The organism is Pseudomonas sp. B611 (assembly GCF_055407965.1).
Window position 1 is genome coordinate 90,262 of record NZ_JBUZST010000001.1, and the last position, 13,885, is coordinate 104,146.

11 protein-coding genes are annotated in these 13,885 nt (G+C 61.1%); 7 read left to right on the top strand and 4 right to left on the bottom strand.

Features of this window, described 5'->3' with window-relative positions; genetic code table 11:
- Positions 1–245 precede the first annotated feature (245 nt).
- Positions 246–1,163, top strand: a complete 918-nt coding sequence (cysD, locus tag ACZRMO_RS00470) for a sulfate adenylyltransferase subunit CysD (protein ID WP_124529841.1) — start codon at positions 246–248, stop codon at positions 1,161–1,163.
- Positions 1,164–1,172: 9 nt separating this feature from the next.
- Positions 1,173–3,071 (top strand): sulfate adenylyltransferase subunit CysN, encoded by a 1,899-nt coding sequence (cysN, locus tag ACZRMO_RS00475; protein ID WP_463971553.1) that lies wholly within the window; start codon positions 1,173–1,175, stop codon positions 3,069–3,071.
- 176 nt (positions 3,072–3,247) lie between these two features.
- Here cysN and ACZRMO_RS00480 read toward each other — a convergent pair whose 3' ends face one another.
- From ACZRMO_RS00480 to ACZRMO_RS00490, 3 genes are all read right to left on the bottom strand, one after another.
- The gene (locus ACZRMO_RS00480; RefSeq protein WP_463971554.1) at positions 3,248–4,147 is read right to left on the bottom strand and encodes an acyltransferase; all 900 of its coding nucleotides are present in this window, start codon (positions 4,145–4,147) and stop codon (positions 3,248–3,250) included.
- Entirely contained in the window at positions 4,148–6,247 is a 2,100-nt protein-coding gene (gene pta, locus ACZRMO_RS00485; protein ID WP_463971555.1) for a phosphate acetyltransferase, read from the bottom strand.
- Between the two features lie 79 nt (positions 6,248–6,326).
- Positions 6,327–6,617 (bottom strand): DUF3565 domain-containing protein, encoded by a 291-nt coding sequence (locus ACZRMO_RS00490; protein ID WP_124529956.1) that lies wholly within the window; start codon positions 6,615–6,617, stop codon positions 6,327–6,329.
- Here ACZRMO_RS00490 and ACZRMO_RS00495 point away from each other — a divergent pair.
- The gene (locus ACZRMO_RS00495; protein ID WP_016976314.1) at positions 6,616–7,101 is read left to right on the top strand and encodes an FKBP-type peptidyl-prolyl cis-trans isomerase; all 486 of its coding nucleotides are present in this window, start codon (positions 6,616–6,618) and stop codon (positions 7,099–7,101) included. The genes ACZRMO_RS00490 and ACZRMO_RS00495 overlap by 2 nt on opposite strands.
- A gap of 297 nt (positions 7,102–7,398) precedes the next feature.
- On the opposite strand, the gene rpsT is transcribed toward ACZRMO_RS00495, so the two are convergent.
- On the bottom strand, positions 7,399–7,677 hold the full coding sequence (gene rpsT / locus ACZRMO_RS00500; protein WP_003171647.1) for a 30S ribosomal protein S20: 279 nt from the start codon (positions 7,675–7,677) through the stop codon (positions 7,399–7,401).
- 254 nt (positions 7,678–7,931) lie between these two features.
- On the opposite strand from rpsT, the gene murJ reads away from it, so the two are divergent.
- The 4 genes from murJ (at position 7,932) to lspA (ending at position 13,879) form a co-directional block, all read left to right on the top strand.
- Positions 7,932–9,470 (top strand): murein biosynthesis integral membrane protein MurJ, encoded by a 1,539-nt coding sequence (murJ, locus tag ACZRMO_RS00505; protein WP_017737906.1) that lies wholly within the window; start codon positions 7,932–7,934, stop codon positions 9,468–9,470.
- Between the two features lie 119 nt (positions 9,471–9,589).
- Positions 9,590–10,528, top strand: coding sequence for a bifunctional riboflavin kinase/FAD synthetase (ribF, locus tag ACZRMO_RS00510; RefSeq protein ID WP_177414097.1), 939 nt, complete (start codon positions 9,590–9,592; stop codon positions 10,526–10,528).
- A gap of 14 nt (positions 10,529–10,542) precedes the next feature.
- Positions 10,543–13,374: an isoleucine--tRNA ligase gene (gene ileS, locus ACZRMO_RS00515; protein WP_463971556.1), complete on the top strand. Its 2,832-nt coding sequence runs from the start codon at positions 10,543–10,545 to the stop codon at positions 13,372–13,374.
- On the top strand, positions 13,367–13,879 hold the full coding sequence (lspA, locus tag ACZRMO_RS00520; protein ID WP_463971557.1) for a signal peptidase II: 513 nt from the start codon (positions 13,367–13,369) through the stop codon (positions 13,877–13,879). Before ileS ends, lspA begins: the two co-directional genes overlap by 8 nt.
- Positions 13,880–13,885 lie beyond the last annotated feature (6 nt).

Here is a 13,885-nt window from a genome sequence, read left to right on the forward strand (position 1 = left end):
GGGCTTGTGTGGGAGCGGGCTTGCTCGCGAAGGCGGAGTATCAGTCACAGATGTTTTGACTGAACCACCGCATTCGCGAGCAAGCCCGCTCCCACAGTTGACCGAGTTCGGCCCAAACATCAGGGCATATTCATATACCGTTTCGATCTAGCCAGCTCCCTGATTAGAAGAAGGTGCTGTGCTAGCATGCCCCGCTCGAACACGGCCCGCTGGCCGTCCATAAGATCGTTTTTCCGTGAGTAACCATGGTCGACAAACTGACGCATCTGAAACAGCTGGAGGCGGAAAGCATCCACATCATCCGCGAGGTCGCCGCCGAGTTCGATAACCCGGTGATGCTCTACTCGATCGGTAAAGACTCCGCCGTGATGCTGCACCTGGCACGCAAGGCGTTCTTCCCGGGCAAGCTGCCGTTCCCGGTGATGCACGTGGACACCCAGTGGAAATTCCAGGAGATGTACAAGTTCCGCGACAAGATGGTCGAGGAACTGGGCCTGGACCTGATCACCCACGTCAACCCGGATGGCGTGGCGCAGGGCATCAACCCGTTCACCCACGGCAGCGCCAAGCACACCGACATCATGAAGACCGAGGGCCTCAAGCAAGCCCTGGACAAGCATGGTTTCGACGCAGCCTTCGGCGGTGCCCGTCGCGATGAAGAGAAATCCCGCGCCAAAGAGCGCGTGTACTCGTTCCGCGACAGCAAACACCGCTGGGACCCGAAGAACCAGCGCCCGGAGCTGTGGAACGTCTACAACGGCAACGTCAACAAGGGCGAGTCGATCCGTGTGTTCCCGCTGTCCAACTGGACCGAGCTGGACATCTGGCAGTACATCTACCTCGAAGGCATCCCGATCGTGCCGCTGTACTTCGCCGCCGAGCGTGAAGTGATCGAGAAGAACGGCACGTTGATCATGATCGACGACGACCGCATCCTTGAGCATTTGTCCGACGAAGACAAAGCCCGAATCGTCAAAAAGAAAGTACGTTTCCGTACCCTTGGCTGCTACCCGTTGACGGGCGCGGTGGAGTCCGAAGCCGAGACGCTGACGGACATCATTCAGGAAATGCTCCTGACGCGAACTTCCGAGCGCCAGGGCCGTGTCATCGACCACGATGGTGCAGGCTCGATGGAAGATAAAAAACGTCAGGGTTATTTCTAAGGGGTTGTCATGTCGCACGTATCTGATTTGATCAGCGAGGACATCCTCGCCTACCTGGGCCAGCACGAGCGCAAGGAAATGTTGCGCTTCCTGACCTGTGGCAACGTCGACGACGGCAAGAGCACCCTGATCGGGCGCCTGCTGCACGACTCCAAGATGATCTACGAAGATCATCTGGAAGCCATCACCCGCGATTCGAAGAAAGTCGGCACCACCGGTGACGACATCGACCTGGCGTTGCTGGTCGACGGCCTGCAGGCCGAGCGTGAGCAGGGCATCACCATTGATGTTGCCTACCGCTACTTCTCCACCGCCAAGCGCAAATTCATCATCGCCGACACCCCCGGCCATGAGCAGTACACCCGCAACATGGCCACCGGTGCGTCTACCTGTGACCTGGCGATCATCCTGATCGACGCCCGCTACGGCGTGCAGACCCAGACCCGTCGCCACAGCTATATCGCCTCGTTGCTGGGCATCAAGCACATCGTGATTGCCGTCAACAAGATGGACATCAACGGCTTTGACCAAAGCGTGTTCGAGTCGATCAAGGCCGATTACCTGAAGTTCGCCGAGGGTATCGCGTTCAAGCCGAGCACCATGGCGTTCGTGCCGATGTCGGCGCTCAAGGGCGACAACGTGGTGAACAAGAGCGAGCGTTCGCCTTGGTACACCGGCCAGTCGCTGATGGAGATCCTCGAAACCGTCGAGATCGCCAACGACCGCAACTACACCGACCTGCGTTTCCCGGTGCAGTACGTCAACCGTCCGAACCTGAACTTCCGTGGTTTCGCCGGCACCCTGGCCAGCGGCATCGTGCACAAGGGCGACGAAGTCGTGGTGCTGCCGTCGGGCAAGAGCAGCCGCGTCAAATCCATCGTCACTTTTGAAGGTGAGCTGGAACACGCAGGTCCCGGCCAGGCCGTGACCCTGACCATGGAAGACGAGATCGACATCTCCCGTGGCGACCTGTTGGTGCATGCCGACAACGTGCCGCAAGTGACCGACGCCTTCGACGCCATGCTGGTGTGGATGGCCGAAGAGCCGATGCTGCCGGGCAAGAAATACGACATCAAGCGCGCCACCAGCTACGTGCCGGGTTCCATCACCAGCATCGTGCACCGCGTGGACGTGAACACCCTGGCCGAAGGCCCGGCGAGTTCGCTGCAATTGAACGAGATCGGCCGGGTCAAGGTCAGCCTCGACGCCGCCATCGCCTTGGACGGTTACGACAGCAACCGCACCACCGGTGCGTTCATCGTCATCGACCGTTTGACCAACGGCACCGTGGCGGCGGGGATGATCATCGCGCCACCGGTGAGCCACGGCAGTTCGGCGCAGCACGGCAAGTTGGCCCACGTGGCCACCGAAGAACGTGCCCAGCGCTTCGGCCAGCAACCGGCCACCGTGCTGTTCAGCGGCCTGTCGGGCGCTGGCAAGAGCACCCTGGCCTATGCGGTCGAGCGCAAGCTGTTCGACATGGGCCGTGCGGTGTTTGTACTGGATGGGCAGAACCTGCGTCACGACCTGAACAAAGGCTTGCCGCAAGACCGTGCCGGCCGCACCGAGAACTGGCGTCGTGCCGCGCACGTGGCGCGTCAGTTCAACGAAGCGGGCCTGCTGACCCTGGCCGCGTTCGTCGCACCGGATGCCGAAGGCCGTGAACAGGCCAAGGCCCTGATCGGCGGTGATCGTTTGCTGACGGTCTACGTGCAAGCGTCGCCGCTGGTGTGTGCCGAGCGTGATCCGCAAGGCTTGTATGCTGCCGGTGGGGATAACATCCCGGGCGAGTCGTTCCCGTACGACGTGCCGTTGAATGCCGATCTGGTGATCGACACCCAGGCGTTGTCGTTGGAAGAAAGCGTCAAGCAAGTGCTGGAGCTGTTGCGTCAGCGCGGCGCGATCTAAGGATTGCCGCCACAAAAAAGCCCGCCACCGATCACTCGGTGGCGGGCTTTTTTGTAGGGCTTGAAAACAACTCGGTCAAATGTGGGAGCGGGCTTGCTCGCGAATGCGGTGGATCAGTCGATACATTTGCTGACTGACACATCGCTTTCGCGAGCAAGCCCGCTCCCACATTTGGATTACTGTTTGCCTGGGAATTGTGTGTGCAGTTTTTCCAGCAGTTGGTCTTTGTCTTCCCACAGCTTATTGATCCAACCCTGGAACGCCGTCCGATACTCCCCATCCTGCTCATAATTCTTGCCAATGAACTCAGCCGGGATCTGCACCTCTTCAAACTGCACCACAACGTCCTGCACATTCCCGCACAACAAATCCCAATACCCAGGGCGCCCGGCAGGATAGTGAATGGTCACGTTCACCAGTGATTTCAACTGCTCACCCATGGCGTCCAGCACAAATGCGATCCCGCCAGCCTTGGGCTTGAGCAGATAACGGAACGGCGATTTCTGCTGCGCATGCTTGCCCGGGGTAAACCGCGTACCTTCGGCAAAGTTGAAGATGCCCACCGGGTTGTCGCGAAACTTTGCACAGGTCTTGCGGGTGGTTTCCAGATCCTTGCCTTTCTTCTCCGGGTGCTTTTCCAGGTACGCCTTGGTGTAGCGCTTCATGAACGGAAAGCCCAGGGCCCACCAGGCCAGACCAATCACCGGCACCCAGATCAGCTCTTGCTTGAGGAAGAACTTGAGCGGGCGAATCCGGCGGTTGAGCACGTACTGCAACACCATGATGTCGACCCAGCTCTGGTGGTTGCTGGTCACCAGGTACGAGTGCTGGTAATCCAGCCCTTCCAGGCCTTTGATGTGCCAGCGTGTGCGCCGCACCAGGTTCATCCAGCCTTTGTTGTTGGTCACCCAGGCTTCGTGGGTGTGGTTCATCAGCCATTCACTGAAGCGCTTGGCGAACGGCAACGCCTTGAACAGCGCGACGATAAACAGGAACGAGCACAACAGGATCGTGTTCAGCGCCAGCAACAACGACGCGATCACCCCGCGCAGGGCGGCAGGTAGAAAATCCAGCATTTAGATATCCATAGGTCGGTTGGCGGCTTGGATCGCAGTCAGTGCGATGGTGTACACGATGTCATCCACCTGGGCGCCGCGTGGCAGGTCGTTGACCGGTTTGCGCAGGCCCTGAAGCATCGGCCCCAGGCTCACGCAATCGGCGCTGCGTTGCACGGCCTTGTGGGTGGTGTTGCCGGTGTTCAGGTCGGGGAATACGAACACAGTGGCTTTACCGGCGACCTGGCTGTTCGGTGCCAATTGGCGGGCCACGTTTTCGTTGGCGGCGGCGTCGTATTGCAGCGGGCCGTCGATCAGCAGCGAGCTTTGCTGCTCGTGGGCGAGCAGGGTGGCTTCGCGGACTTTCTCCACTTCTTCGCCGCTGGCCGAGTCGCCGCTGGAATAGCTGATCATCGCCACGCGCGGTGTGATGCCGAACGCCGCAGCCGAGTCGGCGCTTTGCAGGGCAATCTCCGCCAGTTCCGCCGCACTTGGGTGCGGGTTCATTACGCAGTCGCCGTACACCAGCACCTGCTCCGGGAACAGCATGAAGAACACCGACGACACCAAGGTGCAGCCCGGCGCGGTCTTGATCAACTGCAGGGCGGGGCGGATGGTGTTAGCCGTGGAGTGAATGACGCCGGAGACCAGGCCGTCCACCTCATCCAGTGCGAGCATCATGGTGGCGATCACCACGGTGTCTTCCAATTGCTGCTCGGCCATCGGTGCGTTGAGGCTTTTGCTCTTGCGCAGGGCCACCATCGGTTCGACGTAGCGCTGGCGGATCAGGTCCGGGTCGAGAATCTCCAGGCCTTCGGGCAATTCGATGCCCTGGGCGCGGGCGACGGCTTCTACGTCCGCTGGTTTGGCCAGCAACACGCAACGGGCAATCCCGCGCGCCTGGCAGATGGCGGCAGCTTGCACGGTCAGCGGCTCGCTGCCTTCGGGCAGGACGATGCGCTTGTTGGCCGCCTGGGCGCGCTGGATCAGCTGGTAGCGGAACACCGCCGGCGACAGGCGCATCTCCCGTGGCGTGCCGCAGCGTTGGTGCAGCCAGCGTGCATCGAGGTGGCTGGCGACAAAGTCGGTGATGATCTCCGCGCGCTCGCGGTCATCGATGGGGATTTCTTTGTTGAGGCTGTTGAGCTGGTTGGCGGTGTCGTAGGAACCGGTGCTCACCGACAGCACCGGCAGCCCGGCCTGGAACGCGCCACGGCACAGGTCCATGATGCGCGGGTCGGGCAGGGTGTCGCTGGTCAGCAGCAGGCCGGCCAGGGGCACGCCGTTGATCGCGGCCAGGCTGACGGCGAGGATGATGTCGTCGCGGTCGCCCGGGGTTACTACCAGTACGCCGGGCTTGAGCAGCTCCACGGTGTTGCGCATGGTGCGCGCGCAAATGATGATCTTGGTCATGCGCCGGCTTTCGTAGTCGCCGGCGTTGAGGATCTGCGCGCCCATCAGGTCGGCCACGTCGCGGGTGCGTGGGGCGTTGAGTTCCGGCTGGTAGGGAATGCAGCCGAGCAGGCGGAAATCACCGCTGCGCAACAGCGGCGAATGTTCCTTCAGGCGCGCGGAGAACACCTCCATGCTTTCGTCGGTGCGCACCTTGTTGAGGATCACGCCGAGCACTTTCGGGTCCTTCGGGCCGCCAAACAGCTGGGCCTGCAATTCCACACGGCCGGAGAGTTCGGTGAGCACTTCGTTTTCCGGGGCCGAGACCAGGATCACTTCCGCATCCAGGCTCTTGGCCAGGTGCAGGTTGACCCGGGCGGCATAGCTGGCGCTGCGGGTCGGCACCATGCCTTCGACGATCAGCACATCCTTGCCCACGGCGGCCTGTTGATACAGGGTGATGATTTCTTCGAGCAGCTCATCGAGCTGGCCGTCGCCGAGCATGCGCTCCACATGGGCCAGGCCCAGGGGTTGTGGCGGCTTCAAGCCGTGGGTGCGCGCCACCAGTTCGGTGGAGCGTTCGGGGCCGGTGTCGCCGGGGTGCGGCTGGGCAATGGGCTTGAAGAACCCGACTTTCAGCCCGGCCCGCTCAAGGGTACGCACCAGCCCAAGGCTGATGGAGGTCAGACCCACACCAAAATCGGTGGGCGCGATAAAAAAAGTCTGCATGCGAATTCTCTGGAGGTGCATGGCTTGGGTGACGCTCTATGGCTGAGTGTCTACCGCGAATCAGGCGCCAAGGTTATCGTTATTCGTGCGCTTGCGCACACCAGCCGCAGGCAAAGGGCTGGCCTATTTTTTTCTGACGCTGTGCGGGGTCGAGCACCCAGGCGCGGGACTGCCATGGCGGCTGGTGGCGCAGGTGCTGGGTGTGGCCGCAAGAAAGCTCGGCAACCCAATGCTGGTCGTCGTCCAGATGAAAACCGGTGACCGTCGAGTCGCGTGTGCGACCCCGTCTGTCCGGGTTCTGTTCGCTTTCGGGCAAATCCTTGTTTAGACTTGTCCGTTCTTCATTCTTATGCAAAAGGTCTCGCCCCATGACGATCGCCGCTAACAAGGCTGTCTCCATCGACTATACCCTGACCAACGACGCTGGTGAGGTCATCGACAGCTCCGCCGGCGGCGCGCCGCTGGTCTACCTGCAAGGCGCAGGTAACATCATCCCAGGCCTGGAAAAGGCTCTGGAAGGCAAGAACGTCGGTGATGAACTGACGGTTGCCGTAGAACCTGAAGATGCCTACGGTGAGTACTCGGCCGAACTGGTCAGCACCCTGAGCCGCAGCATGTTCGAAGGCGTTGACGAGCTGGAAGTGGGCATGCAGTTCCACGCTTCCGCGCCGGACGGCCAAATGCAGATCGTCACCATCCGTGATCTGGACGGCGACGACGTCACCGTTGACGGCAACCACCCGCTGGCTGGCCAGCGCCTGAACTTCCAAGTGAAGATCGTTGCCATCCGCGACGCTTCCCAGGAAGAAGTGGCTCACGGCCACGTTCACGGTGAAGGCGGTCACCAGCACTGATTGATGCATTGATCGGCTGCTAGCAAAAACGCCCCGACTGGTTCGGGGCGTTTTTTTTTGTGCCCAAAGAATGTACACAATCCAAATGTGGGAGCGGGCTTGCTCGCGAATGCGGAGTGTCAGTCGCTAAATCTTTCACTGACCCACCGTATTCGCGAGCAAGCCCGCTCCCACACAAGCCGCTCCCACAAGGAGAGCTGTGGTGATTCCGTGGACAAACAAAAATGCCCCGCACCTTTCGGTACGGGGCATTTCTTAACTGTTGCGCAACCTGGGTTACGCGCCAGTTGTTACCACTTAGGCTGCTGCAGCGACGTTCAGAGCCTTGATGTGGCCATTCAGACGGCTCTTATGACGAGCGGCCTTGTTCTTGTGGATGATGCCTTTATCGGCCATACGGTCGATAACAGGCACAGCCAGAACGTAAGCTGCTTGAGCTTTTTCAGCGTCTTTGGTGTCGATGGCTTTAACTACATTCTTGATGTAGGTACGAACCATGGAACGCAGGCTGGCGTTGTGGCTGCGACGCTTCTCAGCCTGTTTTGCACGTTTTTTGGCGGAAGGTGTGTTGGCCACCGTCGAGCTCCTCGAAAGACTTTTTAGGAAATAGCAAACAAAATAGGCCGCGAATCATGCCGATGACTTGATGTGTTGTCAAGGGCGGCTGATGCGAACTGCTGAGTGGTCGATCTGAAGAGGCGGGTGATTTATTTCCGGCGCTTGACCTGTAAACTCGCGAGCTTTGGCTCTGTGCTGTTGCAGGCGCGCAGTATCGCATAAGTAGGCGCGTTGTTCGCCTGCTGTTTATCTAATAGGCGCAAACTCTTTCAATGAACCTCCTCAAATCGTTGGCCGCCGTCAGCTCTATCACGATGATCTCGCGGGTTTTGGGCTTCGTGCGCGACACCCTGCTGGCGCGCATTTTTGGCGCCAGCATGGCCACGGACGCCTTCTTCATTGCGTTCAAGCTGCCCAACCTGCTGCGGCGGATCTTCGCCGAGGGCGCATTTTCCCAGGCGTTCGTGCCGATCCTGGCCGAATACAAGACCCAGCAGGGCGAGGAAGCGACGCGCACCTTTATTGCCTACGTGTCGGGCCTGCTGACTTTGGTGCTGATGCTGGTAACCGTCCTCGGCATGCTCGCTGCGCCCTGGGTGATCTGGGCGACGGCCCCCGGTTTTGCCAATACCCCGGAAAAATTCGCGCTGACCACTGACCTGCTGCGGGTGACCTTTCCTTATATATTGCTGATTTCCCTGTCATCCCTGGCCGGCGCGATCCTCAACACGTGGAACCGTTTTTCGGTGCCGGCCTTCGTGCCGACCCTGCTGAACGTCAGCATGATCATCTTCGCGCTGTTCCTCACGCCGTACTTCGATCCGCCGGTCATGGCCCTGGGCTGGGCCGTGCTGGCCGGTGGCCTGGCACAGTTGCTCTACCAACTGCCGCACCTGAAAAAGATCGGCATGCTGGTGCTGCCGCGCCTCAATCTGAAGGACACCGGCGTCTGGCGCGTGATGCGCAATATGTTGCCGGCGATCCTCGGTGTGTCCGTCAGTCAGATTTCCCTGATCATCAACACCGCGTTCGCCTCGCTGCTGGTCTCGGGTTCGGTGTCGTGGATGTACTACGCGGATCGCTTGATGGAACTGCCGTCCGGCGTGCTCGGCGTGGCCTTGGGCACCATCCTGCTGCCGACCCTGGCGCGCACCTACGCCAGCAAGGACCGTCAGGAATACTCGCGCATCCTCGACTGGGGCCTGCGCCTGTGTTTTGTGCTGGTGCTGCCGTGCGCGCTGGCACTGGGGATTCTGGCCGAGCCGCTGACCGTGTCGTTGTTCCAGTACGGTCAATTCGATGCCCATGACGCCCTGATGACGCAGCACGCGCTGGTGGCCTACTCGGTCGGTTTGCTCGGCATCATCGTGATCAAAGTGCTGGCGCCGGGCTTCTACGCCCAGCAAAACATCCGTACGCCGGTGAAAATCGCGATCTTCACGCTGATCGTCACGCAACTGCTCAACCTGGTGTTTATCGGCCCGCTGGCCCATGCCGGCCTGGCCCTGGCCATCAGTGCCGGCGCGTGCATCAACGCCGGGCTGCTGTTCTACCAACTGCGCAAGCAGCAGATGTTCCAGCCGCAGCCGGGCTGGGGCCTGTTTGCCCTCAAACTGGTGGTGGCGGTGACGGCGATGTCGGCGGTATTGCTCGGCCTGATGCACTTTATGCCCGCCTGGGACGAAGGCCATATGCTGGAGCGTTTCCTGCGGCTTGGCGTGCTGGTCGTGGCCGGTGTGGTGGTGTACTTCGGGATGTTGCTGTTGCAGGGCTTCCGCCTGCGGGATTTCAATCGCAAGTCGATTGGCTAGAGCGTTTGCCGCGATAAAACCGTTGTTTTATCGATTCGACCCATTTGGCCTGTTCTGTTGCCTGTCGTCCGGGGCTGGGTGTGGTTATAATCGACCACTTTATGAGCAAGAAGCGCGTTATGCAGCTGGTTCGAGGTCTCCACAACCTGCGCCCCCAGCATCGGGGCTGCGTCGCCACTATTGGCAACTTTGACGGTGTTCACCGTGGCCACCAGGCTATCCTGGCCAGGCTGCGCGAGCGTGCGGTCGAGTTGGGCGTGCCCAGCTGCGTGGTGATATTTGAGCCACAGCCGCGGGAATATTTCAGCCCCGAAACGGCGCCGGCACGTCTGGCCCGCTTGCGGGACAAGCTGCAACTGCTGGCCGAAGAGGGTGTGGACCGTGTCCTCTGCCTGGCCTTCAACCAGCGTTTGCAAAGCCTCAGCGCCGCCGAGTTCGTCGACCGAATCCTGGTGGACGGCCTGGGCGTGCAGCACCTGGAGGTCGGCGACGACTTCCGTTTCGGGTGCGACCGCGTCGGCGATTTCGATTTCCTGCAGAAGGCTGGCGCTAACCAAGGTTTTACCGTCGAAGCCGCGCAAACCGTCGAACTGGACGGCCTGCGCGTGAGCAGTACCCAGGTGCGTAACGCCCTGGCTGCTGCCGACTTCGCGTTGGCCGAGCGTTTGCTCGGTCGCCCGTTCCGCATTGCCGGGCGGGTCCTGCACGGCCAGAAGCTGGCGCGCCAACTGGGCACGCCAACCGCCAACGTGCAGCTCAAGCGCCGTCGTGTGCCGCTCACCGGGGTTTACCTGGTGAGTGTCGATATCGACGGCCAACCGTGGCCGGGAGTCGCCAACATAGGCGTCAGGCCCACGGTTGCAGGTGATGGCAAGGCCCACCTGGAAGTTCACCTTTTGGATTTTGCCGGTGATTTGTATGACCGGCGTTTGACGGTGGTTTTCCACCAAAAGCTGCGTGAAGAGCAGCGTTTCGCCTCCCTTGAGGCGTTGAAAACGGCGATCAATGCGGATGTCGCCGCCGCCCGTGCACTAGCCGCACCTAGCGCCCATCGCTAACCGAAGAGCCTTAAATGACCGACTATAAAGCCACGCTAAACCTTCCGGACACCGCCTTCCCAATGAAGGCCGGCCTGCCACAGCGCGAACCGCAGATCCTGCAGCGCTGGGACAGTATTGGCCTGTACGGAAAGTTGCGCGAGATTGGCAAGGATCGTCCGAAATTCGTCCTGCACGACGGCCCTCCTTATGCCAACGGCACGATTCACATCGGTCATGCGCTGAACAAGATTCTCAAGGACATGATCCTGCGTTCGAAGACCCTTTCGGGCTTCGATGCGCCGTATGTCCCGGGCTGGGACTGCCATGGCCTGCCGATCGAGCACAAGGTCGAAGTGACCCACGGCAAGAACCTGGGCGCGGATAAAACCCGCGAACTGTGCCGTGCCTACGCCACCGAGCAGATCGAAGGGCAGAAGTCCGAATTCATCCGCCTGGGCGTGCTTGGCGAATGGGACAACCCGTACAAGACCATGAACTTCAAGAACGAGGCCGGTGAAATCCGTGCCTTGGCCGAAATCGTCAAGGGCGGTTTCGTGTTCAAGGGCCTCAAGCCCGTGAACTGGTGCTTTGACTGCGGTTCGGCCCTGGCCGAAGCCGAAGTCGAGTACGAAGACAAGAAGTCCTCGACCATCGACGTGGCCTTCCCGATCGCCGACGACGCCAAGCTGGCCGAGGCCTTCGGCCTGGCATCGCTGGCCAAGCCTGCCGCCATCGTGATCTGGACCACCACCCCGTGGACCATCCCGGCCAACCAGGCGCTGAACGTGCACCCGGAATTCACCTACGCCCTGGTGGACGTCGGTGATCGCCTGCTGGTGCTGGCCGAAGAAATGGTCGAAGCCTGCCTGGCCCGCTACGAGCTGCAAGGTTCGGTCATCGCGACCAGCACCGGCAAGGCGTTGGAGCTGATCAACTTCCGTCATCCGTTCTATGACCGTCTGTCGCCGGTGTACCTGGCTGACTACGTTGAGCTGGGTTCGGGCACGGGCGTGGTTCACTCCGCTCCGGCCTACGGCGTGGACGACTTCGTGACCTGCAAAGCCTACGGCATGGTCAACGATGACATCCTCAACCCGGTGCAGAGCAATGGTGTGTACGCGCCGTCGCTGGAGTTCTTCGGCGGCCAGTTCATCTTCAAGGCCAACGAGCCGATCATCGACAAGCTGAAGGAAGTCGGTTCGCTGTTGCACACCGAAACCATCAAGCACAGCTACATGCACTGCTGGCGCCACAAGACCCCGCTGATCTATCGCGCCACCGCGCAGTGGTTCATCGGCATGGACAAAGAGCCAACCAGCGGCGACACCCTGCGCAACCGCGCGATCAAGGCTATCGAAGAGACCCAGTTCGTCCCGGCCTGGGGCCAGGCGCGCCTGCACTCGATGATCGCCAACCGCCCGGACTGGTGCATCTCGCGCCAGCGTAACTGGGGCGTGCCGATCCCGTTCTTCCTGAACAAGGAAAGCGGCGAGCTGCACCCACGCACCGTCGAACTGATGGAAGTCGTGGCCCAGCGCGTTGAACAGGAAGGCATCGAAGCCTGGTTCAAGATGGACGCCGCCGAATTGCTGGGCGACGAAGCGCCGCAGTACGACAAGATCAGCGACACCCTCGACGTGTGGTTCGACTCGGGCACCACCCACTGGCACGTCCTGCGCGGCTCGCACCCGATGGGTCACGAGACCGGCCCGCGCGCCGACCTGTACCTGGAAGGCTCGGACCAACACCGTGGCTGGTTCCACTCGTCCCTGTTGACCGGTTGCGCCATCGATAACCACGCGCCGTACCGCGAACTGCTGACCCACGGCTTCACCGTCGATGAGACGGGTCGCAAGATGTCCAAGTCGCTGAAAAACGTGATCGAGCCGAAGAAGATCAACGACACCCTGGGCGCCGACATCATGCGTCTGTGGGTGGCGTCGACCGACTACTCCGGCGAAATCGCCGTGTCGGACCAGATCCTGGCCCGCAGCGCCGATGCCTACCGTCGCATCCGAAATACCGCACGCTTCCTGCTGTCGAACCTGACCGGTTTCAACCCGGCCACCGACATCCTGCCGGCCGAGGACATGCTCGCCCTGGACCGTTGGGCTGTGGACCGTACCCTGTTGCTGCAGCGCGAGTTGCAGGAAAACTACGGCGAATACCGCTTCTGGAACGTCTACTCGAAGATCCACAACTTCTGCGTGCAGGAGCTGGGTGGTTTCTATCTCGACATCATCAAGGACCGCCAGTACACCACCGGCGCCAACAGCAAGGCACGCCGTTCGGCGCAGACCGCGCTGTACCACATCTCCGAAGCGCTGGTGCGCTGGATCGCACCGATCCTGGCCTTCACCGCCGACGAACTGTGGGAATACCTGCCGGGCGAGCGTAACGAATCCGTGATGCTCAACACCTGGTACGAAGGCCTGACCGAACTGCCGGCCGACTTCGAACTGGGCCGCGAGTACTGGGAAGGCGTGATGGCCGTCAAGGTTGCGGTGAACAAGGAGCTGGAAGTGCAGCGTGCGGCCAAGGCCGTCGGTGGCAACCTGCAAGCCGAAGTCACCCTGTTTGCCGAGGAAGGCCTCACCGCCGACCTGGCCAAGCTGAGCAACGAGCTGCGCTTCGTGCTGATCACCTCCACCGCGAGCCTGGCGCCATTCGCCCAGGCCCCGGCGGACGCAGTCGCCACCGAAGTGCCGGGCCTCAAGCTCAAGGTGGTCAAGTCGGCCTTCGCCAAGTGCGCCCGTTGCTGGCACTGCCGTGAAGATGTCGGCGTGAACCCTGAGCACCCGGAAATCTGTGGTCGTTGCGTCGACAACATCAGCGGTGCGGGCGAGGTTCGTCACTATGCCTAATGCAGCCAGTCGTTATGGACGCCTGGGCTGGCTCGTACTGAGCGTGCTGGTCCTGGTCATCGACCAGGTCAGCAAGGCTCACTTCGAAGGCGCCTTGCAGATGTACCAGCAAATCGTGGTCATCCCTGACTACTTCAGCTGGACCCTGGCCTACAACACCGGCGCGGCGTTCAGCTTCCTCGCCGACGGTGGCGGCTGGCAGCGCTGGCTGTTCGCCCTGATTGCCGTGGTGGTCAGTGCGGTGCTGGTGGTCTGGCTCAAGCGCCTGGGCCGCGACGACACCTGGCTGGCCATCGCGCTGGCCCTGGTACTGGGCGGCGCGCTGGGCAACCTGTACGACCGCATTGCCCTGGGCCATGTGATCGACTTTATCCTCGTGCATTGGCAGAACCGCTGGTACTTCCCGGCGTTCAACTTTGCCGACAGCGCCATCACCGTCGGTGCGATCATGCTGGCGTTGGACATGTTCAAAAGTAAGAAAACCGGAGAGACCGTCAATGACTGATCAGGT

Excerpts from the sequence above, each read along its gene's own strand:
- cysN (WP_463971553.1), top strand. The coding sequence starts at position 1,173 with ATGTCGCACGTATCTGATTTGATCAGCGAGGACATCCTCGCCTACCTG.
- cysD (WP_124529841.1), top strand. The coding sequence starts at position 246 with ATGGTCGACAAACTGACGCATCTGAAACAGCTGGAGGCGGAAAGCATC.
- murJ (WP_017737906.1), top strand. The coding sequence starts at position 7,932 with ATGAACCTCCTCAAATCGTTGGCCGCCGTCAGCTCTATCACGATGATC.
- lspA (WP_463971557.1), top strand. The coding sequence starts at position 13,367 with ATGCCTAATGCAGCCAGTCGTTATGGACGCCTGGGCTGGCTCGTACTG.
- pta (WP_463971555.1), bottom strand. The coding sequence starts at position 6,247 with ATGCAGACTTTTTTTATCGCGCCCACCGATTTTGGTGTGGGTCTGACC.
- ACZRMO_RS00495 (WP_016976314.1), top strand. The coding sequence starts at position 6,616 with ATGACGATCGCCGCTAACAAGGCTGTCTCCATCGACTATACCCTGACC.
- ACZRMO_RS00490 (WP_124529956.1), bottom strand. The coding sequence starts at position 6,617 with ATGGGGCGAGACCTTTTGCATAAGAATGAAGAACGGACAAGTCTAAAC.
- ACZRMO_RS00480 (WP_463971554.1), bottom strand. The coding sequence starts at position 4,147 with ATGCTGGATTTTCTACCTGCCGCCCTGCGCGGGGTGATCGCGTCGTTG.
- ribF (WP_177414097.1), top strand. The coding sequence starts at position 9,590 with ATGCAGCTGGTTCGAGGTCTCCACAACCTGCGCCCCCAGCATCGGGGC.
- ileS (WP_463971556.1), top strand. The coding sequence starts at position 10,543 with ATGACCGACTATAAAGCCACGCTAAACCTTCCGGACACCGCCTTCCCA.